General features: G+C 67.1%; 26 protein-coding genes. 11 read left to right on the top strand and 15 right to left on the bottom strand.

The annotated features are described in order from the left end of the window. Positions 1-84 precede the first annotated feature (84 nt). The 4 genes from HZF05_RS04225 (at position 85) to HZF05_RS04210 (ending at position 3155) form a co-directional block, all read left to right on the top strand. Positions 85-321, top strand: coding sequence for an acyl carrier protein (locus tag HZF05_RS04225; RefSeq protein WP_110155156.1), 237 nt, complete (start codon positions 85-87; stop codon positions 319-321). Between the two features lie 136 nt (positions 322-457). Then, positions 458-1714 carry a beta-ketoacyl-ACP synthase II gene (fabF, locus tag HZF05_RS04220; protein WP_160366426.1) on the top strand — a complete coding sequence of 419 codons (1257 nt, stop codon included), beginning with the start codon at positions 458-460 and terminating at the stop codon, positions 1712-1714. Positions 1715-1724: 10 nt separating this feature from the next. Next, the gene (gene mltG / locus HZF05_RS04215; RefSeq protein WP_343046830.1) at positions 1725-2684 is read left to right on the top strand and encodes an endolytic transglycosylase MltG; all 960 of its coding nucleotides are present in this window, start codon (positions 1725-1727) and stop codon (positions 2682-2684) included. A gap of 135 nt (positions 2685-2819) precedes the next feature. Next, entirely contained in the window at positions 2820-3155 is a 336-nt protein-coding gene (locus HZF05_RS04210) for a hypothetical protein (protein ID WP_160366425.1), read from the top strand. 122 nt (positions 3156-3277) lie between these two features. On the opposite strand, the gene argC is transcribed toward HZF05_RS04210, so the two are convergent. The 10 genes from argC to serS all read right to left on the bottom strand — a co-directional run bounded on the left by argC (position 3278) and on the right by serS (position 13577). Further along, positions 3278-4216, bottom strand: a complete 939-nt coding sequence (gene argC / locus HZF05_RS04205; RefSeq protein WP_160366424.1) for an N-acetyl-gamma-glutamyl-phosphate reductase — start codon at positions 4214-4216, stop codon at positions 3278-3280. After that, the gene (locus HZF05_RS04200; RefSeq protein ID WP_343046829.1) at positions 4213-4926 is read right to left on the bottom strand and encodes a C40 family peptidase; all 714 of its coding nucleotides are present in this window, start codon (positions 4924-4926) and stop codon (positions 4213-4215) included. Before HZF05_RS04200 ends, argC begins: the two co-directional genes overlap by 4 nt. 139 nt (positions 4927-5065) lie before the next feature. Continuing rightward, a complete protein-coding gene (locus tag HZF05_RS04195) occupies positions 5066-5401 on the bottom strand; it encodes a MarR family transcriptional regulator (protein ID WP_160366453.1) in 336 nt (111 codons plus the stop codon). 126 nt (positions 5402-5527) lie between these two features. After that, complete coding sequence (locus tag HZF05_RS04190) at positions 5528-6913, bottom strand: leucyl aminopeptidase family protein (protein ID WP_160366422.1); 1386 nt, start codon at positions 6911-6913, stop codon at positions 5528-5530. 61 nt (positions 6914-6974) lie between these two features. After that, the gene (locus tag HZF05_RS04185; protein ID WP_160366421.1) at positions 6975-7250 is read right to left on the bottom strand and encodes a hypothetical protein; all 276 of its coding nucleotides are present in this window, start codon (positions 7248-7250) and stop codon (positions 6975-6977) included. Between the two features lie 344 nt (positions 7251-7594). Further along, positions 7595-8941: a 30S ribosomal protein S12 methylthiotransferase RimO gene (gene rimO, locus HZF05_RS04180; protein ID WP_160366420.1), complete on the bottom strand. Its 1347-nt coding sequence runs from the start codon at positions 8939-8941 to the stop codon at positions 7595-7597. Positions 8942-8989: 48 nt separating this feature from the next. Further along, positions 8990-10147, bottom strand: a complete 1158-nt coding sequence (locus tag HZF05_RS04175) for a GGDEF domain-containing protein (protein ID WP_160366419.1) — start codon at positions 10145-10147, stop codon at positions 8990-8992. A 53-nt stretch (positions 10148-10200) separates the two neighbouring features. Then, a complete protein-coding gene (locus HZF05_RS04170) occupies positions 10201-11301 on the bottom strand; it encodes a LysM peptidoglycan-binding domain-containing M23 family metallopeptidase (protein ID WP_246331562.1) in 1101 nt (366 codons plus the stop codon). Positions 11302-11377: 76 nt separating this feature from the next. Further along, positions 11378-12136 carry a 5'/3'-nucleotidase SurE gene (surE, locus tag HZF05_RS04165; protein ID WP_160366418.1) on the bottom strand — a complete coding sequence of 253 codons (759 nt, stop codon included), beginning with the start codon at positions 12134-12136 and terminating at the stop codon, positions 11378-11380. Positions 12137-12296: 160 nt separating this feature from the next. Continuing rightward, complete coding sequence (serS, locus tag HZF05_RS04160; protein ID WP_160366417.1) at positions 12297-13577, bottom strand: serine--tRNA ligase; 1281 nt, start codon at positions 13575-13577, stop codon at positions 12297-12299. A gap of 88 nt (positions 13578-13665) precedes the next feature. Here serS and HZF05_RS04155 point away from each other — a divergent pair, with 88 nt between their 5' ends. Beyond that, the gene (locus HZF05_RS04155) at positions 13666-14094 is read left to right on the top strand and encodes a host attachment family protein (protein ID WP_160366416.1); all 429 of its coding nucleotides are present in this window, start codon (positions 13666-13668) and stop codon (positions 14092-14094) included. Positions 14095-14214: 120 nt separating this feature from the next. Next, on the top strand, positions 14215-14874 hold the full coding sequence (locus tag HZF05_RS04150) for a hypothetical protein (RefSeq protein WP_181638792.1): 660 nt from the start codon (positions 14215-14217) through the stop codon (positions 14872-14874). 93 nt (positions 14875-14967) lie between these two features. Here the strand turns inward: HZF05_RS04150 and HZF05_RS04145 are convergent, their stop codons facing one another. Further along, the gene (locus tag HZF05_RS04145; RefSeq protein WP_181638791.1) at positions 14968-15762 is read right to left on the bottom strand and encodes a PEP-CTERM sorting domain-containing protein; all 795 of its coding nucleotides are present in this window, start codon (positions 15760-15762) and stop codon (positions 14968-14970) included. Between the two features lie 395 nt (positions 15763-16157). On the opposite strand from HZF05_RS04145, the gene dksA reads away from it, so the two are divergent. Continuing rightward, the gene (gene dksA / locus HZF05_RS04140) at positions 16158-16616 is read left to right on the top strand and encodes an RNA polymerase-binding protein DksA (RefSeq protein ID WP_160366414.1); all 459 of its coding nucleotides are present in this window, start codon (positions 16158-16160) and stop codon (positions 16614-16616) included. Between the two features lie 85 nt (positions 16617-16701). Further along, positions 16702-17103, top strand: a complete 402-nt coding sequence (locus tag HZF05_RS04135; protein WP_160366413.1) for a PilZ domain-containing protein — start codon at positions 16702-16704, stop codon at positions 17101-17103. A gap of 60 nt (positions 17104-17163) precedes the next feature. On the opposite strand, the gene HZF05_RS04130 is transcribed toward HZF05_RS04135, so the two are convergent. Further along, on the bottom strand, positions 17164-17316 hold the full coding sequence (locus HZF05_RS04130) for a YdcH family protein (RefSeq protein WP_160366451.1): 153 nt from the start codon (positions 17314-17316) through the stop codon (positions 17164-17166). Between the two features lie 227 nt (positions 17317-17543). On the opposite strand from HZF05_RS04130, the gene HZF05_RS04125 reads away from it, so the two are divergent. Further along, positions 17544-17741, top strand: a complete 198-nt coding sequence (locus HZF05_RS04125; RefSeq protein WP_160366412.1) for a YdcH family protein — start codon at positions 17544-17546, stop codon at positions 17739-17741. Positions 17742-17828: 87 nt separating this feature from the next. Here HZF05_RS04125 and HZF05_RS04120 read toward each other — a convergent pair whose 3' ends face one another. Continuing rightward, the gene (locus HZF05_RS04120) at positions 17829-18290 is read right to left on the bottom strand and encodes an Hsp20 family protein (RefSeq protein WP_160366411.1); all 462 of its coding nucleotides are present in this window, start codon (positions 18288-18290) and stop codon (positions 17829-17831) included. Positions 18291-18441: 151 nt separating this feature from the next. Between HZF05_RS04120 and HZF05_RS04115 the strand changes: the two genes are divergently transcribed. Beyond that, complete coding sequence (locus tag HZF05_RS04115) at positions 18442-18951, top strand: DUF1465 family protein (protein WP_343046828.1); 510 nt, start codon at positions 18442-18444, stop codon at positions 18949-18951. On the opposite strand, the gene HZF05_RS04110 is transcribed toward HZF05_RS04115, so the two are convergent. Further along, positions 18948-19970, bottom strand: coding sequence for a fumarylacetoacetate hydrolase family protein (locus HZF05_RS04110; protein WP_160366410.1), 1023 nt, complete (start codon positions 19968-19970; stop codon positions 18948-18950). The two genes, HZF05_RS04115 and HZF05_RS04110, sit on opposite strands and share 4 nt — an antisense overlap. Before the next feature lie 68 nt (positions 19971-20038). Next, a complete protein-coding gene (locus HZF05_RS04105; protein ID WP_160366409.1) occupies positions 20039-22378 on the bottom strand; it encodes a putative bifunctional diguanylate cyclase/phosphodiesterase in 2340 nt (779 codons plus the stop codon). Positions 22379-22591: 213 nt separating this feature from the next. On the opposite strand from HZF05_RS04105, the gene HZF05_RS04100 reads away from it, so the two are divergent. After that, on the top strand, positions 22592-22822 hold the full coding sequence (locus HZF05_RS04100) for a hypothetical protein (protein WP_160366408.1): 231 nt from the start codon (positions 22592-22594) through the stop codon (positions 22820-22822). Positions 22823-22855 lie beyond the last annotated feature (33 nt).

Here is a 22855-nt window from a genome sequence, read left to right as displayed (position 1 = left end):
CACGCCCCTCTTGCCAGCCCCCGCCGCCCCGTCTAGGGCGTTTTTCCAACCGACAATCCCTTAGACCAACATGGGAAGAGAGACATGAGCGAGACCGCCGAGCGCGTGAAGAAGATCGTCGTCGAGCATCTCGGCGTCGAGGCCGAGAAGGTCACCGAGGACGCGTCCTTCATCGACGATCTCGGTGCCGACAGCCTCGACATCGTCGAGCTGGTGATGGCGTTCGAGGAAGAATTCGGTGTCGAGATTCCGGACGATGCGGCCGAGAAGATCACCACCGTGAAGGACGCGATCAGCTACATCGACAGCCACAAGGGCTGACGAGAGGCTTCGCGTCAGGCCTCCTTCGGGGGCTGACGAGATTGACGGCCCTCCGACCCGGATCATCGGGGCCGGGGGGCCGTTTCGTTATGAGGCGCGTTGAACGAAGCGCCGAGATGAGAGGAAGGAGGCGCCGATGCGCCGTGTAGTCGTCACCGGTCTGGGTCTCGTCACCCCCCTCGGAGGGGACGTCGAGACGAGCTGGGCCAACCTGATCGCCGGCAAGTCCGGCGCCGGGCAGATCACCCGCTTCGACACTAAAGATCAGAAGTGCACGATCGCCTGCGAGGTGAAGCCCGCCGATCACGAATATGGCTTCGATCCGAACAAGCGCGTCGATCACAAGGTGCAGCGCCAGGTCGATCCCTTCATCATCTACGGCATCGACGCCGCCGGCCAGGCGCTGGAAGACGCCGGCATCGGCGAGCTGACCTACGAGCAGTCGACCCGCATCGGTTGCTCGATCGGATCGGGCATCGGCGGCCTGCCGGGTATCGCCAGCGAATCGCTGGTGTGTGAGAACAAGGGCCCCGGCCGCGTCTCGCCGCACTTCGTCCACGGGCGCCTGATCAACCTGATCTCGGGCCAGGTCTCGATCAAATACGGGCTGCGCGGTCCGAACCACGCGGTCGTCACCGCCTGCTCGACCGGCGCGCACGCGATCGGCGACGCCGCGCGGATGATCGCGGCGGACGATGCCGACATCATGCTGGCGGGCGGCGCCGAGGGCGCGATCTGCCCGCTCGGCATCGCCGGCTTCGCGCAGGCGCGCGCGCTCGCGACCGAGTTCAATGACCGGCCCGAGCAGGCCTCGCGCCCCTATGACAAGGATCGAGACGGCTTCGTGATGGGCGAGGGCGCGGGTGTCCTCGTGCTCGAGGAATATGAGCACGCCAAGGCGCGCGGCGCGAAGATCTATGCCGAGGTGATCGGTTATGGCCTGTCGGGCGACGCCTATCACGTCACCGCCCCGCACCCGGACGGCGACGGCGCCTATCGCTCGATGGAGATGGCGATCCGCAAGTCCGGCCTGAAGCCGGAGGATATCGACTACATCAACGCCCACGGCACTTCGACCATGGCGGACATGATCGAGCTGGGCGCGACCCAGCGGCTGTTCGGCAAAGATCTGGGCGGCGCCTCGATGAGCTCCACCAAGTCGGCGATCGGGCATCTGCTCGGCGGCGCGGGCGCGGTGGAGAGCATCTTCTGCATCCTCGCCATGCGCGACCAGATCGTGCCGCCGACGCTCAACCTCGAGAATCCGGACGAGGGTGCCGAGGGCGTCGATCTCGTGCCGCTCAAGGCGAAGAAGCGCGAGGTGCGCGCGGTGCTGAACAATTCGTTCGGCTTCGGCGGCACCAACGCCAGCCTCGTGATGCGCAAGATCTGAGGCCGACGGCGTGCGCCGGCTCCTCCTATTGGTGCTGGCGCTCGCCGCGCTGGCGATCGGCGTGCCGATGTGGATGTGGCGCGGCCCAGGCCCGCTGCCCAAGGCGACGGTCGTCCGCATCCCCGAGGGCGCGACCATCGCCAGCGCCGCCAAGGTGCTGGCCGACGCCGATGCGATCCGCAGCGCGACGTGGTTCCGTGGCCTCGCTGGGAAGCTCGGCTCGCGCGATCCGATACGGGCGGGTGAGTTCCGCATTCCGGCGCGCGCCAGCGCGGCGACGATCCTCGATACGCTCCAGCACGGTCGGCCCGCGCTGAAGCTGGTGACGATCGCGGAGGGGCTGCCCTCGGTGATCGTCCACGACAAATTGATGGCGACCACCGCGCTAACCGGTCAGGTGCCGGTGCCGCCGGAAGGCAGCGTGCTTCCGGACAGCTATGCCTATCAGGCGGGCGAGAGCCGGCTCACCGTAGTCCGGCGCATGCAGAAGGCGATGGACAAGGCGCTGGCCGACGAATGGGCGGCGCGTGGGCCCAGCCTCGCCGTCACCACGCCGCAGCAGGCGCTGATCCTCGCCGCGATCGTCGAGAAGGAAACGGGCGTCGCGTCCGAACGCGCGATGGTGGCGGGGGTCTATTCCAACCGGCTGAAGCTCGGCATGCCGCTGCAGGCCGATCCGACGGTGATCTACCCGATCACGCAGGGGCGTCCGCTCGGCCGCCGCATCCTCGAATCGGAGCTGCACGCGAAGAACGGCTACAACACTTACGCCGAGGCCGGGCTTCCCAAGGGGCCGATCTGCAATCCCGGCCGCGCCTCGATCAATGCGGTGCTGCACCCGGCAGTGACGCGCGCGCTCTATTTCGTGGCGAACGGGCAGGGCGGGCACATCTTCGCCGACACGCTCGCCGAGCACGATGCCAACGTGAAGAAGTGGTACGCGATCCGGCATGCTCGGGGCGAAATGTAGCGAGGCCGACCGGCTCGGGAAGGGTTAACCACTCTGAACGGCGGCTGCATGGGCCATTCGCCGGCCATTAAGGACGAATCGCCGATACCCTCCACACACACCCGGTTGGGGCCGGGAATGCAGAGGAGGGACGTCATGCGCAAACCCATATTGGCGGTCGTTACCGCTGCGACGCTCGTTGCCGGCACGATCGGCATGGCCGCTCCGGCCGAAGCGCGGGTCAGCACCGGCACTGCGGTCGTGGCCGGTATTCTCGGGTTGGGCGTCGGCGCTGCGATCACGTCGGACCATCCGCACCGCTATTACAACGACGGCTATTACGCGCCGCCGCCTCCGCCGCCCGCGCCGGTCTATTATGCGCCGCCGCCCCCGCCGCCGGCTTACTCCTACGAATATGTGCAGCGCTGCCGGGTGGTCGACCGGTGGGATCCCTATTACGACCACTACGTGCGCGATCGCCGCTGCTATTGAGGCCTGACGAAGGACGCAGCTCCTCTTCCGTTCGGGCTGAGCTTGTCGAAGCCCTGTCCTTCTTCTTCAACCGTTCAAGAGGAAGGACAGCCCTTCGACAAGCTCAGGGCGAACGAAAAGGGCTAGAGGCGCAGGCCTTCCGTCTCCGGCAGGCCGGCCATGAGGTTGAGGTTCTGTACCGCAGCTCCGCTCGCGCCCTTGCCGAGATTGTCGAGCGTGGCGGCGAGGCGGAGGTGGCCGGTCGTCGCGTTGGCGAAGACGTAGAGCTTGAGGCGATCGGTGCCGGCGACGTCCTCGATGGTCAGCGCCTTGAGGCCGGCGCTCTCGGCGAGCGAAGCCACCTCGACCAGCGGCGAGCCGGCATAGGCGTCGGCCAGCGCGGCTTGGACATGCTCGACGGCGCGACCGGGCAGCTGCGAGAGGTGCAGCGGCACCTCCACCAGCATCCCGCGATAGGTGTTCGCCACCGCCGGCGCGAAGATCGGCGGCACCGCAAGGCCGGCATGCGCCATCATCTCGGGCACGTGCTTGTGCTCGAGTGTCAGGCCGTAGCCGCGGAAGGCGGTGGGCGCCTCACCATCCTCGAACTCGGCGACCATCGCCTTGCCGCCGCCCGAATAGCCCGATGTGGCGTTGGTGACGAGCGGCGTGGTGGCCGGCAGCAGCCCCTCGCGCACCAGCGGGCGGACGAGGGCGAGAAAGCCGGTCGGGTAGCAGCCAGGATTGGACACATAGCGCGCCGATGCCAGCTCGGCGCGGCGGTCGGGTTCGATCTCGGCGAAGCCGTAGGCCCAGCCCTGGGCCGTGCGATGCGCAGTGGAGGCGTCGATGAAGCGGGTGGGCAGGTTCCCGGCAAGCGCCACTGCCTCCTTCGCGGCGGCGTCGGGCAGGCATAGGATGGCAATGTCCGCCGCCGCCAGCGCATCGGCGCGCGCGGCCGTATCCTTGCGGCGCTCGTCGGGCAGCAGGGCAAGCGCCACGTCAGCGCGATCGGACAAGCGATCGACGATCTCGATGCCAGTGGTTCCGGCGCCGCCGTCGACGAAGACTTTGACGGTCATGACAATCTCCGCAGCGCGGTGATGCCCTGCTCCTCAGGCTGGCGCGCGACCACGTCCGCGAGCGGCTCGGTCACGACCTGCATCCAGAAGGCGTTGGCATGCAGCAAATGGGTCTCGTCGGCCATCATTCCCACATGGCCGGGCAGGAAGACGAGGTCGCCGCGTCGGAGCGGCTCGCCCTCGGCAACGGCGCGGCCGAGCGCCTGCTGCTGGTCGCTGTCGCGTGGGGAGGGGATGCCCGCGAAAGCAAGGGCGATCTGGACAAGGCCGGAACAATCGATCCCGTCGCCTGAACGGCCGCCCCAGCGATAGGGTACGCCGGTCAGCCGCGCGGCGACGGCGACATAATCGGTCGTGGTTCGATCGATCGGTGAGAGATGGCGATCGTGGACGAAGCCGCCCTCGACCCGGTGGAAAGCGTTTTCGCTTGCTGTCACCGCCAACCGCGCGCCCATCGGCAGGCGCTCGATCACGGGCGCCTTGATGCTCGCGCTCGCGAATATGAGCGCTGCGGGCGTGCTGACGATATGCGTCGGCTGGACATAGGCGCCGATGTTGTCGACCGGCACGTAACCGACATAGCCGTCATGGATGGAATAGCCCCATGCCCATTCGCCGCTCGAATCGACCACCGCGAAGCCTTCGCCGCGCAGCAGTTCCGACACGGCAGTCGCCGCATGCGACGGCGCCGCGCGCATCGCCACTGCCACGCCGAGGCAGCCGTGCAGCAATGGCTTCGCATAATGCGGGGCGAAAACGCGATCCGCGAGCGCGATGTCGGCTACGTCCTTCCGGACGGCATGTGTACGGGGATCAAGGTTCGCCGAAGCTCCGGCGAGCCGGAAGCGATCAGGCGTGCGCGGCCTGCTGGGGGACGACCTGGGGTCGACGCCGCTCCTTGCCGGCGATGAGGCTTCGGAAGCCTTCAAGGAATTCTGCTCCCCGGCTGGTGCGCGTCACGAAGATGTTGCGGCGATCCCGCTCGTCCCGTTCGCGGCGCAGATAGCCGAGGCGACCCAGCGTATTCAAGGCGCGTGTGACCACCGGCTTCGACACCCCGAGAATGCCGGCGAGTCCGCGCACGGTATGCGGGCCGTTGGTTCGATAGACCAGCAACAGCAGCGCCATCTGCCGGTTGGTGAGATCCGGTTGGCCCGAGCGGACGTATGCCACGAGAGCTTCCATCCAGGTGCTGAGCGTATCGTTCTTCACGCGAGACATCCTACGAATAGCGCCGCGACTATTGTCACTGGACCTGTAGGAAAACACGCGAGGAGGCCGATCGTTTCCTTGCCGTTCAAATGAGCGGCGTCAGCTTGTCCCGTAACGCTTGCGGAGCATCGCCCAGACGGCGCGCAGGCCCAGCGCCTCGCCACCTTTCGGGCGGCCGGGCTTGGCTGCGGGATTCCAGGCGAAAGTATCGAGATGCGCCCAGCGCTGATCCTCGGCGATGAATTTCTCGAGGAAGAGGCCGGCGGTGATCGTGCCGGCGAAGCCACCGTCCGGCGCATTGTTGAGATCGGCGACATCGGATTTCAGCATGTCGCGATAGCCGGGCCAGAGCGGCAGGCGCCAGAGTGGATCGCCCGCTTCTTCGCCGGAAGCGAGCAGATCGGAGGCGAGAGCCTCGTCGTTGGCCATCAGCGCGGGCAGGTCCGGCCCCAGCGCAACGCGCGCGGCGCCGGTGAGGGTGGCGAAGTCGATGATGATCTCGGGCTTGCCCTCGGATGCCAGGGTGAGAGCGTCGCCGAGGATCAGTCGCCCTTCCGCATCGGTATTGGCGATCTCGACGGTGAGGCCCTTGCGCGACGGCAGGATGTCGCCAGGGCGCATCGCGTCGCCCGCGATCGCATTCTCCACCGCCGGGATCAGCATGTGCAGGCGCACCGGCAGCTTCGAGGCCATGATCAGGTCGGCCAGCGCCAGCGCGTGTGCGGCGCCGCCCATATCTTTCTTCATCAGCCGCATGCCGGAGCCGGGCTTGATGTCGAGTCCCCCCGAATCGAAGCAGACGCCCTTGCCGACGATGGCGATGCGGGGGTGCGAGGCATCGCCCCATTCGAGTTCCACGAGGCGCGGCGCACGGGCCGGCACGGCGGCGCGGCCGACCGCCGCCACCATCGGGAACCCCTGCTCCAGCCCGTCCCCGCGCGTCGTTTTGGTGGAGGCACCGTGGCGGTTTGCGACATCCTCGATCGCGCCCTGCAATTCCGCCGGCCCCATGTCGTTGGCGGGCGTGTCGACCAGATCGCGCACCAGGGCGACGGCGCGGGCGAGCGCGATCGTCTCGTCGATGCGGGCGGGATCGTTGGTGAGCAGCACGCGCTGGCCTAGGGGATCGCCCTTTTTATAGCGATCGAAGCGATGCTGGGCGAGCAGCCAGCCGAGCGCGCCGGGGCCGGGCTGTCCGTCGGTGAGGCGGAAATAGCCTTCCGGAAGCTTCGCCGCGGCGGCGGCGAGGTCCCATGGGCCTTGCGCGTCGCCGACACCGAGGACCGAGGACCATTCGTCGGCCTTGTTGCCGGGGATCAGCGCGAACTCGCCGGGCTTGGCCTTGAACTGCGCGGCCGCGACGCCGGCGCGCACCCGCTCGGGCTGGGCGGAGAGCCAATCGTCGAAACCATCAGCGCGGACGACGTGGATGACGTGGCCCGGCTGGCCGCGATCGGGGACGAGCAAGGAAGCGAAATCGGTCATGACGAGAGGGTTAACGCATCGCTCCGCGGTTCGTCACCCGTTAGTTGGCGAAACTCCGCCGTCAGTCGTCCTTGATCAGGGCATCGATGGCGTCGAGCCTGTCCCGCATTCGGGAAAGCCCGGCATGGCTCATCACCGCCTTGATATGGATATCCTGACCGCGCCAGATCAGCCCGAGCCGGCCGCCGCGCTGCGTGGCTCGGCGGCCAGCCGATGGATAAGCGTGCGTGTCCGCCGGAATGGGATGCTCCACATGCGGTATGGTGACGGCGCCCCTCGGCGCGGCCTGGCGCGAAAGGCCCATCTTCTCGCGGAACTCCCGCTCCTCGACGGTCATGCGACGCCAGACGATCCTGTACCCCCTTGGCACGGGTTGCCAGCGTCCATGCTTCCGGCGGCGGATCAGATGATCGCCGCAGCGCGGGCAATGACCGAAATAATAGCCGTGATTCCATACCGCCCCGCGAGGCTCGGCATGCTTCATCAACCGGCACAACCATAAATCGACTGCCGCCATTTCCCGAACCTCCAACAAGGCGCAGAATAGCGTTAAAGAACATGGTTAATGTGCAGGTGCGAAATAAAAAGTGTCAAATGTTCAATTGGTAATGATTGCGACTGTTGATTACTTCGCAATCGCACAAGCGATTGACCGTCGCGCAATCGGCCGCCGGAATGCGATCAGGCGTCGTTCGATGAAGACAGGGCCACGCCGAACAAGTCGTGGTCATCGGCATCTTCGATCGCCACTTGCACGATATCGCCCGGCTGCAGATGCCCGGCATCGCGCAGATGCACCTCGCCGTCGATCTCCGGCGCGTCGGCCTTGGAACGGCCGGTCGCGCCGTCGCCATCGACCAGATCGATGATCACGTCGAGCGTCTTGCCTACCTTCGCCTGGAGTTTGGCCGCCGAGATCGCGGCGGTCTTCTCCATGATACGCTGGTAGCGCTCTTCCTTCACCTCTTCGTGCACCGGATTAGACAGCGCATTGGCCGCCGCGCCCTCTACCGGCTCGAACCGGAAGGCGCCGACGCGATCGAGCTGTGCCTCGTCCAGCCAGTCGAGCAGATACTGGAAATCCTCTTCCGTCTCGCCGGGGAAGCCGACCACGAAGGTCGAACGGATCGCGATGTCGGGCGCGATCGCGCGCCAACCCTTGATCCGTTCCAGCACCTTCGCCTCGTTGGCGGGACGCTTCATCCGCTTCAGCACGGCCGGCGATGCGTGCTGGAAGGGGATGTCGAGATAGGGGAGTACCAGCCCCTCCGCCATCAGCGGGATCACCTGGTCCACATGCGGATAGGGATAGACGTAATGCAGCCGCACCCACGCGCCGAGCTTGCCGAGCTCGCGCGACAGGTCGGTCATGTGGGCGCGAACCTCCCCGCCGCCCTTCAGCGGATAGGAAGCGTGGCGCAGATCCACGCCGTAGGCCGAGGTGTCCTGGCTGATGACCAGCAATTCCTTCGTCCCCGCCGCAACCAGCTTCTCGGCCTCGCGCAGGATCGCATCCGGCCGACGGCTGACGAGATCGCCGCGCAGGCTCGGGATGATGCAGAAGGAGCAGCGGTGGTTGCAGCCCTCCGAAATCTTCAGATAGCTGTAGTGGCGCGGCGTGAGCTTGAGGTCACGCTCGGGAACGAGATCGAGATAGGCGGACGGCGTGACCGGTGCCGCATCGTGCACCGCGCCCACCACCTGCTCGTACTGGTGCGCGCCGGTGACGGCGAGCACGTCCGGGAAGCGCTCGCGGATCAACTCGGCTTCCTTGCCCATGCAGCCGGTGACGATGACGCGGCCATTCTCCGCGATCGCCTCGCCGATCGCCTCCAGGCTCTCTTCCTTGGCGGAATCGAGGAAGCCGCAGGTGTTGACCAGCACGATGTCGGCGCCGGCATAATCGGCGGACATGGCATAACCGTCCGAGCGGAGCTTGGTGAGGATGCGTTCGGAGTCGACGAGGTTCTTCGGACAGCCGAGCGAAACCATGCCGACCTTGGGCGGAGAGGGGAGCTGTGTTGCCATGGAGACGCGCGCACATAGGGGAAGACGCGGCGTTTTTCCAGTGGGTGTTCAGTCGGCCAGCGTGGTGCGGTTCCGGCCTTCGATCTTGGAGCGATAGAGCGCCTTGTCCGCGCGATCCATTGCCTCCGCCAGCATCTGCTCCGGGGACGAACCGCCCAACAGCACCGACGCGACGCCGAAGCTGGACGTGACGGGCGCCGGCGCGCCGTCCTCCGAATAGCCGACGGCGATGTCGGCGCGGATGCGCTCCATCGCCTCGGCCGCCTGCTCGGCCGAGCTGTTGATGAGGAGCAGCGCGAATTCCTCGCCGCCGATCCGGCCGACGAGATCGCCGCCGCGTACGCCTTTGGTCAGGCGCCCGCACACGAAGCCCAGCGTCCGATCGCCGACGGTGTGGCCGTGGCGATCGTTGATGCTCTTGAAATGATCGATGTCGGCGATGGCGACCGAGATGGACTGGCGCTGGCGGCGGCCGTTGGCGACGGCCCGCAGCGCCGCCTCGTGGAAGCCGCGCCGGTTGAGCACGCCGGTCAGCGGATCGTTGGCCGCGAGTGTGCGCAGCTGCGCGGCGAGATCCGAGGCGAGCAGCGTGATCGCCGCCACGCCCGTGGCGATGAAGACCGGCATGATGCCGATCAGATAGAGGCCGTTCCACACCACCTTCATCTCCGGATCGCGGAGCGAGGCGAGCTGGGTAGCCACGAGCAGCATCTCGAACAGGGTGAAGACGGCGAGCACGCCGAGCATCGCCCATTCGGCGGGGTCCGCCGCCCGGCCGCGCGGCCGGATCGCGCCGATCGTCAGGATCAGCATGCAGGCGGTGAACAGGCTGCCGGCCGAGGCCAGGATGCGGGTATCGCCGGGCAGCAGATCGATCGCCTCGACGACCACGAAGACGAGACCGGCGATGATCCCGAGCGGCCGCAACAGGCTCGGCAGGCCGGCGCGTTGCCGGGCGCCGGCCGCGACCAGCACTGCGGGCACGACGATGAACAGCAGTTCCAGCCGCCAGACCACCGGCTGCGTCGCCGGCAGCAGGATGCCGATCGACGAGCACAGCACCTGCCCCGAATAGAGGATGTAGGCGATCGACCAGCTGAGCGCATGGCGCGGGCGCCCGAAGCTCGCCCAGGCGACCGCCATCGCGCCGGCCATGATTAGGCTGACCGCGAGCAGGGTGAAGGAGATGATCGTCAGCGACGTCATGACGTCACCCGAATCCGCGAAAGGTCCATCGCTGCCGCCCCCATACCCGCCGGCTAATTCTGCGATGGCGGCAGGTAGCGCAGCGGATCGACCGGCGTGCGCTTGTTGCGGATCTCGAAATGGAGCTGCGGCTTGTTGACCGATCCGGTGGCGCCCGCGCGCGCGATCACGTCGCCGCGATGGACGGTCTGGCCGCGGGTGACGAGGATCTGCTCGGCATGGCCGTAGGCGGTGATCCAGCCGTCGCCGTGCTTGATCAGGATCAGGCCGCCATAGACCGCGATCGCTGATCCCGCATAGGCGACGACGCCGTCCGCCGCTGCGTGGATCTCCTCGCCGCGCTCTGCGGCGATATTGATGCCGTCGTTGCGGCGGCCGTCGCCCGCCGGGCCGAACTTGCCGATGATCGCGCCCGAAAGCGGCCACTGGAAGCGGCCGGCGAAATTACTCGGCTCGGCGACCGGCTCGTCCTTGGGCAGCGGCTTCTTCGGCGTCGCGGTCGGCGGCTTTGGCGCGGCGTTGGAGGCCAGCGCCGGCTCGGAGCCGGTGGCGAGATCGTCGATATCGAGGCTGAAGGCTTGCGCGCGTTCCTCGGGGCTCATCTGCGCGGCCGCCTGCGCGCTCGGCAGCAGCAGGCGCTGGCCGTTCCGCAGCACGTAGGGCGGCTGGATGTCGTTGAGATCGGCGATGGTCGACCACGACACGCCATAAGCGCGCGCAATGGCGATGCCGCTCTGGCCCGAGCGGACGAGGTGGTAGCGACCGCCGGGAATCTTCAGCCGCTGGCCGGTGCGCACCATGAAGGGCGCGGGAATATTGTTCGCCCTGGCGATCGCCTCGGAACCGGCGCCGGTCTTGTTGCCGATCGAGCGGATCGTCTCGCCGTCCTTCACCACGTAGGTGGAATCGGCGATGGTGACGGCATCGGCCTCGACCGGTCTGGCGACCCAAGACGGGGTCGGCTGCTTGACCGAGCTCGGGATGTCGGTGGTGCGGATCACATTGTCGGCCGGGTAGGGCGTCCCGGTCGTGCCGTAGGACGGCGCGGGCGAGGGAGGCTGGCCGTAGCCGCTCGGCGGCGAGCCATGTGGAATGCAGCCGGCGAGGCCGACGCATGCCGCAACAGCCATCCCACGCCCGATACGCGACGTCATGCCCGTCCCCGCTCAATCCCCAAAGTGTGCATTAACCATGACGAAACGGCCTGCCAAGCGCCAAAGCGGCCCGCGATCAATAGCTTGCGGCCAGTTGCGCCAGTGCATCACGATAGGTGAGGTCGAGATGAAGCGGAGTCACCGAAATGTAGCCGGCCCGTACCGCGTCGAAGTCCGTATCCTGCCCCTTGATGTCGGCGACGCCATTGAAGGAGAGCCAGTAATAAGGAAAACCGCGAGGATCGATCTGTTTGATCATCTTGGCTCGACCATAGTCGCGCATCCCCTGTTCGGCGACGCGAATACCCTGCACGTCTGAGCCGGGTATCGGCGGGAAGTTGATGCTGATTAGCATGCCCGGCGCGAACGCGGCGTTGAGCAGCGGGCGCACGGCGCGTTCGCCCCAGCTCTCGGCGGCATCGAAGGTCACGTCGTCGCCGGCGCCCTCGCGGCGATAGGCCTGACTGAGAGCGATCGACCGGACGCCGGCCAGCGCGCCTTCCATCGCGGCGGAGATGGTGCCCGAATAGGTGGCGTCCTCGCCGAGATTGGCGCCGCGATTGACGCCCGAGAGGATCAGGTCCGGCTTGCCGTCCATCACTTCCAGCAGCGCCATCATCACCGTGTCGGTGGGCGTGCCGGAGACCGAGAAGCGGCGATCGTCGTGGCGGCGCAGGCGCAGCGGGCGGGTGAGGGTGAGCGAATGGCCTGCGCCGGACTGCTCGTCCATCGGCGCCACCACCCAGACGTCGTCGCTCAGCGTCCGAGCGATCGCCTCGGCCACCTTGAGTCCGCGCGCGTGGATGCCGTCGTCGTTGGTAACCAGAATGCGCATGCCAATCTGACTTTCTGTCGTTGGGTTATGTTCGCCCTGAGAAGGGACTGGCATAGTCGAATTCCCGTCTCGAAGGGTATGCGCTGCGACTGTGCTTCGAGACGCCACTTCGACTTCGCTCAGTGGCTCCTCAGCACGAACGGGGTTGAGATATCCAATGTCAAAGCGGCTCGATCGCCTCCACACCGCCCATGTACGGCCGCAATGCGTCGGGCACGCGGACCGCGCCGCTGGCGGTCTGGTAATTTTCCATCACCGCGACAAGCGTGCGGCCGACCGCAAGGCCCGAACCGTTGAGCGTGTGGACGAAGCGCGTGCCCTTGGTTTCTCCGGCCGGCCGGTAGCGCGCATTCATCCGCCGCGCCTGGAAATCGCCGCAGGTCGAGCAGCTGCTGATCTCGCGATAACGCTGCTGGCCGGGCAACCACACCTCCAGATCGAAGGTGCGCTTCGCCGTGAAGCCCATATCTCCGGTGCAGAGCAGCATGCGGCGATAGGGCAGGCCGAGCGCCTCCAGCACGCTCTCGGCGGCGAGCGTCATGCGCTCATGCTCTTCTTCGGATTGCTCGGGCGTGACGATCGAGACGAGCTCGACCTTCTCGAACTGGTGCTGGCGGATGATGCCGCGCGTGTCGCGCCCCGCCGCACCCGCCTCGGCGCGGAAGCAGTTGGTGAGTGCGGTGAAGCGGATCGGCAGCTCCACCTCGGAGACGATCTGGCCCTGCACGTAGTTGGTCAGGCTCACCTCGGCGGTGGGGATCAGCCAGCGGCCGTCGGTGGTCTGGAATAGATCATCGGCGAACTTGGGCAACTGGCCGGTGCCGAACATCGCGGCATCGCGCACCAGCACTGGTGGCACGACCTCGGTATAGCCGTGGGTGCCGGTTTGTGTGTCGAGCATGAACTGGCCGAGCGCCCGGTTGAGCCGGGCGAGGTTGCCCTTCAGATAGACGAAGCGCGCGCCCGAGACGGTTCCCGCCGCGTCGAAATCCATGCCGAGCGCCTTGCCGAGCTCGTCATGCTCCTTGGGTGTGAAATCGAACTTTGCCGGCTCGCCCCAATGTTTGACGATGACGTTGCCGTCCTCGTCCGCGCCCTCGGGGACGTCGGGGTAGGGAAGGTTGGGGATCTCGGCGAGCCGGCCGTCCAGCTCGGCCTCCACCTCCGCTGCCTCGGTCTCGATCTTCGGCATCGATGCCTTGATGGCCGCGACCTCGGCCTTCTTCGCCTCGGCCTCGTCTTTCTTGCCCTGGCCGATCAGCGCGCCGATCGCCTTGGCGGCTGCGTTGGCGCTTGCCTGCGCCACCTGCAGGTCGGTCAGCAGCTTGCGTCGCCGCTCGTCGAGCGCGAGCAGTTCCGCCGAGACCGGCGCGACGCCGCGCCTGGCGAGACCGGTGTCGAAGGCGGCGGGATCGTCCCGGATGAGGCGGATATCGTGCATGGCGGGCAGGCTATGGCGGGCGGGCGAGGCTTTCGCAACCGTCTCGCCGCCCTCGCGTTGGTCGATCGAACAACCGAAGGAGAAGCGTATGCGTGTCCCCCGCAATTCGATGGTTCTGGTGACGGACGGGCGCAAGCGGCTCTTCTTCCGCAACGAGGGCGATGCGATGGCGCCGAACCTCGTCGTCGTCTCGGCGGTGGAGCAGAACAATCCCAAGACCGGCGAGCAGGTCACCGATTCGCAGGGACGTGCTTCCGGCGGCGGCGCGATTCCGTCCGCCGATGCGCATGAGGTGGAGGAGCAGCGCTTCGCCGCCGAAACCGCGCACGAGCTGAGCCGCGCGGCGCTTGCCGGAGAGTTCGAGGCCCTGATCCTCGTCGCGCCGCCCAAGACGCTGGGCCAGCTGCGCAAGACGCTGCACCAGGAGGTGCAGAAGAAGACTCTGCGAGAGGTCGCCAAGGATGTCACCGGGCACCCAGTTGGTGAAATCGAGAAGCTGCTGGCGAACCTCGATTGAGCGGTCGGATCGTTTCACCGCCCTAACGGTTCGGTTCGTCTATCCGGGCTTCGCTCTTTTCGGTTTCCCGTGCGTTGCTCGGTCGTGTTCAAGCGTACCATTGTATTTGGAGGGTTCCACATGAAGTTGATCAAGACGGGGCTGTTCGTGGGGGCGAGCGCGATGATTCCGGCGATGGCGCTGGCACAGGCGACACCTGCGGCGACCCCGCCTGCGGGGCCTGCCTCCTCCGCCACTCCCGCCGCCGGCCCGGCCGGCGCCGCGACGCCCACACCGGCGGCCTCCGGTACGCTCGCCGCAGGCGCCAAGGTGCTCGACACGTCGGGCGGCTCGGTCGGCACGATCGACAGCATCGACGGCGACTATGCCGTGCTGGCGACGAGCAAGAGCAAGGTCCGCCTGCCCAAGACCAGCTTCGCGATGGGCCCGAACGGCCCGGTGATCGCGATGACGGCAGCGCAGATCGACGCGGCGGCGGCGCAGGCCGCTGCTCCGGCGCAGACGGCGGCTGCGACCACCGCGGCAACCCCGGCGAAGCCGACCGTCGCGCAGGGCGCGGCGGTGGCTGACATGCAGGGTGGCTCGGTCGGCACCGTGGCGGCTGTCGATGGCCAGTTCGCGACCGTGCAGCTCGCCAGCGGTACCAAGGTGCGTCTTCCCGTCACCGCCTTCGCGGCGGGTGACAATGGCGGCCTGAAGATCGCCATGACCGCGCAGCAGCTCGGTGCGGCGGCCGGTGCCAGCAAGCCGGCCAGCGGCGCGGGCGGCGCGGGCAAGTAACGCCGGCCCGGCCTGAACAGATTGGCCTAAAAACGGAAAGGCCCGCGACGCACATCGCGTCGCGGGCCTTTTTCTCCTGCCTGACCGATCCGCTCAGCTTGCGGTTGCGGGCTTCGCGAGCTTGCGCCGCGCGATCAGCGCCGCCGCCGCGCCGCCGAACAGCAGCAGCATCGGCGGAGCCGGGACGTCGTGACCGCCCGTGGTCGTATGGCCGCCGGTGGTCGTGATGCCGCCAGTGGTGGTGACGCTACCCGTCGTCGTGACGCTGCCGGTGGTGGTCACACTGCCGGTGGTTGTGACGCTGCCCGTGGTCGTCACGCTTCCGGTCGAGGTGACGCTGCCGGTGGTCGTCACGCTGCCCGTGGTGGTGACGCTGCCCGTCGATGTAACACTGCCCGTCGATGTCACGCTGCCGGTGGAGGTGACACTACCGGTCGTGGTGACCTGACCGCCCGTGGTGGATGTCACGCTGCCGCTCGTCGAGCTCGACGACGACGATGTCGAGGAAATGAACCAGCCGCCCGAGCCGCCGCCGCCGCCGCCCCAGAAGCCGCCGCCGAAGAAGCCGCCCCCGCCGAAGCCGCCGCCGCCGAGGACCGCCGGAGCCACCGCGCCGCCGCCATAGGACGGTGCCTCGAACGGAGCCGCGGGCGCCGCCTGGGCCAAGGTAACCGTGCCGGGGGTGCAAGTGGTCGTGGTGGTGACGGTGCGCTTGGCCTGACGGACCGCGACCTGTCGGTAGACCGGCTTGCGGACCGCTACCGCCTTCTTCTTCATCAGCACCCGGTTGACTGGGGGACGCTCGGCGTAATGCACCGCGCCGCCGCCGATGACGGCGCCGCCGCAAGCGCAGGCGCACAATTTGGCGATGGCCATCCGTACCGACATCGCTCTGTCTCTGCCCCTCATCAACGGACGCGTTGGCCGCACCCTGCCTGTTGCCACACCCGAATATGCAACACGTTTCGACTAACCGCTAAGCAATGCGAAACCGTTAATCGCAAACCCAGGCAGTCTCTCTCGCCTGTCCGGACGCCGTTGAAAAGAGAAGGTTTCGCGGCTTTGGCCCGTATATGTCCCGTTTTGTGCCAGAGATGCGCTCCGGGCGGCGTGGCGCCGCTGCCGCACCGGCCGACATTCCCGTTCTGCAAAGGCACATAGCGGCATCGGGGCCGCTTGTGCACGGGGAATCCGCCGAGTATAGGCCCGCTCCGGGGACAGGAGCATCGTGGTGCAGGCGTCCGGCGGCCTGATCGCGGCTCCTTTACGGAGCGGAGAGTTGCATGGCGACGGCGGTGGACACGCTGGGTGGGGAGCGGGCGACGGGTTTGCCTTCGCTTCCCGACGATTATCGACCTACGGCCGACGAGCCCTTCATGGGGCCGCGTCAGCAGGCTTATTTCCGTCGCAAGCTGCTGCAGTGGAAGGATTCGATCCTGGAAGAGGCCAAGGGGACCCTCGCCCAGCTCCAGACGGATTCGCTGCGCGAGCCCGACATCACCGATCGCGCATCGAGCGAGACCGATTGGTCGATCGAGCTGCGCACCCGCGATCGCCAGCGCAAGCTGATCTCCAAGATCGATGCCGCGCTGCGTCGCATCGACGAGGGCGAGTACGGCTATTGTGAGGTGACCGGCGAGCCGATCTCGCTCGCCCGGCTCGAGGCGCGACCGATCGCGACGATGACGGTAGAAGCGCAGGAACGGCACGAGCGCAACGAGAAGATCTCGCGCGACGATTAAGGCTTTGGCGACTGTTGGCCGGTTAGAATGAGCTTTCTGGAAAGGCGTCGGGCTTGAGCCCTCGACATCGTGGGACTGGACTAAGGTGGAAGAGACTCCGATCGGTAGCCATACGCCGGAAGGCAACGCGGAATCGCAGCGTCGCGACCAGCGCGACAGTCTGTTCGTGCTTGCCCGGATCAAGCTGGAAGGCCAGCCGGGCGAAGGTGTCTCCGTCCGGGTGCGCAACGTGTCCTCGGGCGGCCTGATGGCCGATGCGCCGGACGATTATCGCCCCGGCATGCGGATCGAGGTCGCGATCGAGAATGTCGGCGAGGTTGCCGGCTCGGTCGCCTGGGCCGAGGCGGGACGCATCGGCGTCGCCTTCGATCATCCGATCGACAAGGCGCGCGCGCGCAAGACCAAGTCCGGCAAGCCCGACGAGCTGTTCCGCCCGGTCACCCAGAAATATCGTCGCCCAGGCCTGAAGCCCGAAACGCGCGGCTGATCTCGCTTTAGGGTAATGGCGGCCCGCCGCACCGTTGGCGCGAGCGGACCGCGATAGGGTTTAAAGCCTCGCCAGGGCTTCCTTGATCTTCAGCTTCTGTTTCTTGAGGCTGGCGATGACGATGGCATCCGGCGAGGGCCGGCGCGATTCGTCCGCGATGCGGGCATCGAGGCCCGCGTGACGAGTAACCAAAGCGCTGGAATGATTGTCCATAGGATAGGTCCTCCTTGGTTTGGTCAGCACATTCCAGTAGATCACGATTCGCCAGTCGTGTCGCGTGAACAAAGCGCGAAATCGATGTGCCGCCCCATGAAATGCGACAGTCCGTTGACAGTCCGAAGGCAGGCCCGAATCCGGGCTTGCGCGGGGACGGCGCAACAGGCATCGCTTTACCGAACCTGCGGGCTGTCCGGCCCGCGACGGACAGGGAACAGGCTGGCATGGACGCCGATGATATCGGCCGCAGGCTCGCGCATCTGCGCACCGAGCACCGCGATCTCGACGCGGCGATCGTCGCGCTCGCCTCCATGCCCCAGCGCGACGAGTTCCAGATCGCCCGGCTCAAGCGCCGCAAGCTTGCGATCAAGGACGAGATCATGCAGCTCGGGGACCAGCTTATTCCGGACATCATCGCGTAACGCGCTCCCCCTCCCTTTCAGGGAGAAAGGAAAAGGCCGGCCCGGCGAACCGGACCGGCCTCCCGACTGCCTTGCAGTCGTGCCTTGTTACGCCGCGGCGAGCACCTGCGCCTCGCCTTCGACGGCAACATCGTCGATCGCGATGCGGCGCGGCTTCTTGTGCTCGGGCACCTCGCGCTTCAGCTCGATGTTGAGCAGGCCGTCAGCATAGCCGGCGCCCGTAACCTTGATCGTGTCGGCCAGCTGGAAGCGGCGCTCGAAGGCGCGCTTGGCGATGCCACGATGGAGGAACTGACGCTCGGCATCCTCGGCCTTCGGCTCGGCCTTGCCGATCACGATCAGGACATTGTCCTGCACGGTGAGCTCGAGTTCGTCACGGCCGAAGCCGGCGACGGCCATGGAGATGCGATAGGCGTCCTCGGCGAGCTTCTCGATATTGTAGGGCGGATAGGCGTCGCCCTCGCCACGGGTGGCGAAATCGACGAGCCGGTTGAGATTCTCGAAGCCGATGGAAGAGCGCAGCAGAGGCGCGAAATCGAGGGTACGCATGGGTCTTTCCTTTCAAAGCGAACGACCGTTGATGTGAAGCCCGCGAGCAACCCGCCGGGCCTGTCTCCCGCGCCCCCGTCCGGGCGACGCTTCGACGCGCATGAGATGGTGGACGCCGATCGGCTTTCAAGGGCTGTGCAGGGATGGGACGGTGGCGCGCACGAGGCCGTTCAGCCCGGCAGCCGGGCGTGGCAGCGTCCTCCGCATGATGACCGCACCCCTCGCCCTGAACCGCAAGCTGGTCGACGCGCTCTATATCGAGGCGATGATCCTCGCCGACGAGGCGCGCAGCTATTTCGACGTCAACGGGCGCGAGGAGCGCGATGCGCTGCCGGCGCTCCACCGCATCGGCTTCTCCTGCGAGTCTCTGCGTGTGACGACGCGGCTGATGCACATCATCGCCTGGCTGCTCACCCGCCGCGCGGTCGATGCCGGCGAGATCAGCGAGAAGCAGGCCGCCGCGCCCGAGCGCCGGCTGGGCCGTTCGCAGGGCCACGATCCGGAGATCGTCGCGGCGCTTCCCGAGACAGCGCGCCAGATCGTCGCCGCAGCCAGCGATCTCTACAGCCGCGTCGAGCGGCTCGATCGCGAGATGGCGCGGCCGATGCGCCCGTTCAGCCCCGCGCAGGGGCTGATGGAGCGGCTGCAGGCGGCGTTCTAGGCGCCGCCCGCCTCCTGCGAGCCCACCTCCTGCTCGATGGCGCCGAAGATCGAGTGGCCGTGCGCGTCCTTCATCTCGATCCGCACCACGTCGCCCCCCTTCATGAACGGCGTCGAGGGCTGGCCGTCGCGGATCGTCTCGATCATCCGCACCTCGGCGATGCAGCTGTAGCCGAGCCCGCCGTCCTTTACCGGCTTGCCGGGCCCGCCGTCCGCGTCGCGGTTCGAGACGGTGCCCGATCCGATGATAGTACCGGCGGATAGTGCGCGGGTCTTCGCGGCATGCGCCACCAGCGTGCCGAAATCGAAGGTCATGTCGACGCCCGCATCGGCCTTGCCGAAATCCGCGCCGTTGAGGCTGACCAGGAGCGGCAAATGGAGCTTGCCGTCCTTCCAAGCCTCGCCCAGCGCATCAGGCGTCACCGCTACCGGCGACAGCGCGGAAGCAGGCTTGGACTGGAAGAAGCCGAATCCCTTTGCGAGTTCGCCCGGGATCAGGTTGCGCAGCGATACGTCGTTGACGAGGCAGACCAGCCGGATCGCCGCCAGCGCCTCGTCGCGGCTCGCGCCTTGCGGTACGTCGCCGACGATCACCGCGACCTCGCCCTCCATGTCGCAGCCCCAGGCTTCGTCGGCCAGCGGGATCGGATCGCGAGGGCTGAGGAAGCCGTCGGAGCCGCCTTGGTACATTAGCGGATCGGTCCAGAAGCTTTCCGGCAGCTCGGCACCGCGCGCGCGGCGGACCAGCTCGACATGGTTCACATAGGCCGATCCGTCCGCCCACTGGAAGGCACGGGGCAGGGGAGACGCAGCATTGTGCTCGCGGAAACGCAGCATCGGGATGACCTCGTGCTGCAGATCGGTCGCGAGGTTGCGCAGCTCGGGCTCGGCATGCTCCCAGTCGTCGAGCGCGGCCTGCAGCGTCGGCGCGATGTGAGTCGCGTCCGCGCAGAAGTGGAGATCGTCCGACACGACGACGAGGCGGCCGTCGCGGCCACCCTTCAGCGATGCGAGTTTCATGGACTCTCCCAACCGATATCAATTGTTACTTGCCTAGCCCCGGGCGGGACTGGGCCGCAACCCTTGTATCAGGCGGAGGCGAGTCGGCGAGCCTCGCTCCAGTGCGTGCCGACCAGCTCGGTGGCACGCTCGAACGGAACCGGGCGACCGAACAGATAGCCCTGCATCTGATGGCAGCCGAGCTCGGCCATGCGGCGCCAGTCGTCCTGCGTCTCGACGCCCTCGGCGGTGATCGTCATGCCGAAGCAGTTGGCGAGCGTCACGATCGCCTGGATGATCGACACCGTCTCGGATCGCGTCGCCGCGCCGCGCACGAAGCTGCCGTCGATCTTCAGCTTGTTGAAGATGGTGCGGTTGAGATAGCCGAGCGATGAATAGCCGGTGCCGAAATCGTCCAGTGCGATCCGCACGCCGAGCGCGCGCAGGCGGCGCAGCACGTCGAGCGAGCCTTCGGTATCCTGCAGGAACACGCTTTCGGTGACCTCCAGCTCCAGCCGGTTGGCGGGCAGCTTGGCGCGAGTCAGCGCGTCGGAGATCATCGCGGGCAGGCCCGGCGAACCGAGCTGGATCGGCGAGAGGTTGACCGCGACGCTGATGGGCGAGGGCCATTGGGCGCAGTCGCGGATCGCGGTGCGCGCCACCCATTCGCCCATTTCGTGGATCAGGCCGATCTCCTCGGCCAGCGGCACGAACTCGGCCGGGCTGACGAAGCCGCGCACCGGGTGCTGCCAGCGGATCAGCGCCTCGAAGCCCTTCACCTCCTGGGTCTGGGCGTCGATCAGCGGCTGGTAATAGAGGCGGAACTGGTTGAGCTGCAGCGCGAGGCGCAGGTCATGCTCCAGCCGCAGCCGGTTCTCGGCTTCGGTCTGCATGCTGCGCTCGAACTGGCGATAAGTGCCGCGACCCGCCGCCTTCGCCTCGTAGAGCGCGAGATCGGCCTTCTTGACCAGATCGTCGACCGTATCGCCGTCCACCGGCCCGAAGGCACCGCCGATCGAGACGCCGATGCGTACCGACACGCCGTCCAGTACATAGGGCTCGGAGATCTGCGCGATCAGCGTGTCGGCCAGCTCGTTCACCGCCTTGCGGTTCTGCGCATCGTGCAGAACGATCCCGAACTCGTCGCCGCCGAGGCGTCCGACGATGCCGTGATTGCCGATCTGTGCGCTCAGCCGCTGCGCGACCGTCTTGAGCACGGCATCGCCCTTGGGATGGCCGAACGTGTCGTTGACCGGCTTGAAGCCGTCGAGATCGAGCAGCAGCATCCCGCAGGGCCGGCCCGAGGCGCGGGCCGACAGCAGCGCCTCGCCCAGCAGCTCGCGCATACGCATGCGATTGGGCAGCTCGGTCAGCACGTCGAGGCTGGCAAGCTGGCGCAGACGTCGCTCCGAGCTGCGCGTCTCGGTGACGTCCGAGCAGCTGCCGCGGAAGCCGAGGAAGCCGCCGGCCGAATCGACGATCGGCGTGCCGGAGAAGGCGACCGAGCGGCGGTTGCGGCCCTCGCCGAACTCCACCTCGATGCCGCCGAACGCGGCGCGTCCGAGCATCGCCTGCCCGAGCGCGCCGCTGCCGCCGATCAGCGCGGGCAGGGCGGAGCCGACCAGCCGGTTGAGCGGGCGGCCGAGCAAGGCGGCGATGCTGGGGGTGGCGTAGGTGAGGATGTGCGAGGCGTCGGTCTGCCACAGACAGCTGGTGCCGCGCTCCTCATATTCCCGCATCAGCCGCGCCGCTGCCTCGACATCGACCTGCTGTCGCGCCTCGCGCTCGGCGCGGTCGAGCAGCAAAGTCGCGTTGCGGCGGATCACCGCGAAGATGAATCCGAAATGGAACAGAACCAGCAGGCTCAGCGGCAGCGAGAATTTGTCGCCGTCCAGGTGCAGCGCGATGCCGAGCCCGCCCGCCAAGATGCCGGCCCAGATGATCGCCGCCTCCGGCACCGCCGCGATCGCGAGCGCGCCGCACATCATCGCGCAGATCGCGCCGACCAGCACGGTCTGGATATCCTCGGGCTGGCCGCGATAGACGGCGACGGGGATCGCAGCCCAGGCGCCGGCGACGAGGCCGATCAGCACGGCCGCCTCGATCACGGTGCGTTTCGGAGGCTCGCGCCGGACGTAGAGCAGCGCGTTGTTCTCGAGCCGGCGCACCATGATCCAGCTGCTCGCGATCACCAGCAGCGACCAGGCGACGACGTGGGAGGTCTCGATCCGGCCGAAAAGGATCGCGGCCAGCACGAAACAGCTTAATACCACGGCACCGGCAAGCAGCGACGCGAACTGCGCCAGCGCCTCGATCCGGATGGCACGCAGCTGCGCGTGCGGCGCCATCGTCTCCTCGACGAGCGGCGCCCCCTCATTCCCCTGGACGAGGCTGCGTTTCTTGGACTTCCTGGCCGGGGCGTAGAGCATCCTGGGTCACCGCGCTATTTGGGTCCATTCTGGTATGTGTGGAAGCTTTCCATACCGTTAAGCCGCTATCGATTGACCGGCGCCCGGGGAATTGGTCGCATTCGACCAGATGGGGCCTTTTCTTCGCCGGTTCGTGATGGTTATGTGAAGCGTCCAGGTGTGTTGCGTACGGATAAAGGGAAGATGTTCAGGCCCAGGGGAGTCGATATCCACGTGGAGAGCCGTGCGCGCGATCAGGCGCGCTGGATGATCCGCGATCATGGCGACGAGGCTGAAGAGGTGATGCGCGCCAAGCTCAACCGGGAGTTGGTGACGGACGCCGATCGCTATCGCTACAGGTTGACGCTGAGGGAGATCACCCGGCTGCGCCGCTGCGATCCGGAGAAATACGGCACTGGCAAGCCGCTGGGGCTGCTCGATTCGCTGAAGAGCCTGTTCGACTGACATCGGGCTGATGGACAAGCCCCTGTAAATCGC

The organism is Sphingomonas chungangi (assembly GCF_013778325.1).
GTDB classification, from domain to species: domain Bacteria; phylum Pseudomonadota; class Alphaproteobacteria; order Sphingomonadales; family Sphingomonadaceae; genus Solisphingomonas; species Solisphingomonas chungangi.
The sequence above is the reverse complement of the archived record's forward strand: the minus strand, read 5'-3'. Positions and strand labels throughout refer to the sequence as shown.

Coding starts and splice junctions, on each gene's coding strand:
- HZF05_RS04145 (WP_181638791.1), bottom strand. CDS start 15,762: ATGTCGGTACGGATGGCCATCGCCAAATTGTGCGCCTGCGCTTGCGGC.
- HZF05_RS04195 (WP_160366453.1), bottom strand. CDS start 5,401: ATGGAAGCTCTCGTGGCATACGTCCGCTCGGGCCAACCGGATCTCACC.
- HZF05_RS04110 (WP_160366410.1), bottom strand. CDS start 19,970: ATGAAACTCGCATCGCTGAAGGGTGGCCGCGACGGCCGCCTCGTCGTC.
- rimO (WP_160366420.1), bottom strand. CDS start 8,941: ATGGCAACACAGCTCCCCTCTCCGCCCAAGGTCGGCATGGTTTCGCTC.
- HZF05_RS04190 (WP_160366422.1), bottom strand. CDS start 6,913: ATGACCGATTTCGCTTCCTTGCTCGTCCCCGATCGCGGCCAGCCGGGC.
- argC (WP_160366424.1), bottom strand. CDS start 4,216: ATGACCGTCAAAGTCTTCGTCGACGGCGGCGCCGGAACCACTGGCATC.
- serS (WP_160366417.1), bottom strand. CDS start 13,577: ATGCACGATATCCGCCTCATCCGGGACGATCCCGCCGCCTTCGACACC.
- HZF05_RS04155 (WP_160366416.1), top strand. CDS start 13,666: ATGCGTGTCCCCCGCAATTCGATGGTTCTGGTGACGGACGGGCGCAAG.
- HZF05_RS04105 (WP_160366409.1), bottom strand. CDS start 22,378: ATGCTCTACGCCCCGGCCAGGAAGTCCAAGAAACGCAGCCTCGTCCAG.
- HZF05_RS04125 (WP_160366412.1), top strand. CDS start 17,544: ATGGACGCCGATGATATCGGCCGCAGGCTCGCGCATCTGCGCACCGAG.
- HZF05_RS04130 (WP_160366451.1), bottom strand. CDS start 17,316: ATGGACAATCATTCCAGCGCTTTGGTTACTCGTCACGCGGGCCTCGAT.
- HZF05_RS04120 (WP_160366411.1), bottom strand. CDS start 18,290: ATGCGTACCCTCGATTTCGCGCCTCTGCTGCGCTCTTCCATCGGCTTC.
- dksA (WP_160366414.1), top strand. CDS start 16,158: ATGGCGACGGCGGTGGACACGCTGGGTGGGGAGCGGGCGACGGGTTTG.
- HZF05_RS04170 (WP_246331562.1), bottom strand. CDS start 11,301: ATGACGTCGCGTATCGGGCGTGGGATGGCTGTTGCGGCATGCGTCGGC.
- HZF05_RS04175 (WP_160366419.1), bottom strand. CDS start 10,147: ATGACGTCGCTGACGATCATCTCCTTCACCCTGCTCGCGGTCAGCCTA.
- fabF (WP_160366426.1), top strand. CDS start 458: ATGCGCCGTGTAGTCGTCACCGGTCTGGGTCTCGTCACCCCCCTCGGA.
- HZF05_RS04225 (WP_110155156.1), top strand. CDS start 85: ATGAGCGAGACCGCCGAGCGCGTGAAGAAGATCGTCGTCGAGCATCTC.
- HZF05_RS04210 (WP_160366425.1), top strand. CDS start 2,820: ATGCGCAAACCCATATTGGCGGTCGTTACCGCTGCGACGCTCGTTGCC.
- HZF05_RS04185 (WP_160366421.1), bottom strand. CDS start 7,250: ATGACCGTCGAGGAGCGGGAGTTCCGCGAGAAGATGGGCCTTTCGCGC.
- surE (WP_160366418.1), bottom strand. CDS start 12,136: ATGCGCATTCTGGTTACCAACGACGACGGCATCCACGCGCGCGGACTC.
- HZF05_RS04150 (WP_181638792.1), top strand. CDS start 14,215: ATGAAGTTGATCAAGACGGGGCTGTTCGTGGGGGCGAGCGCGATGATT.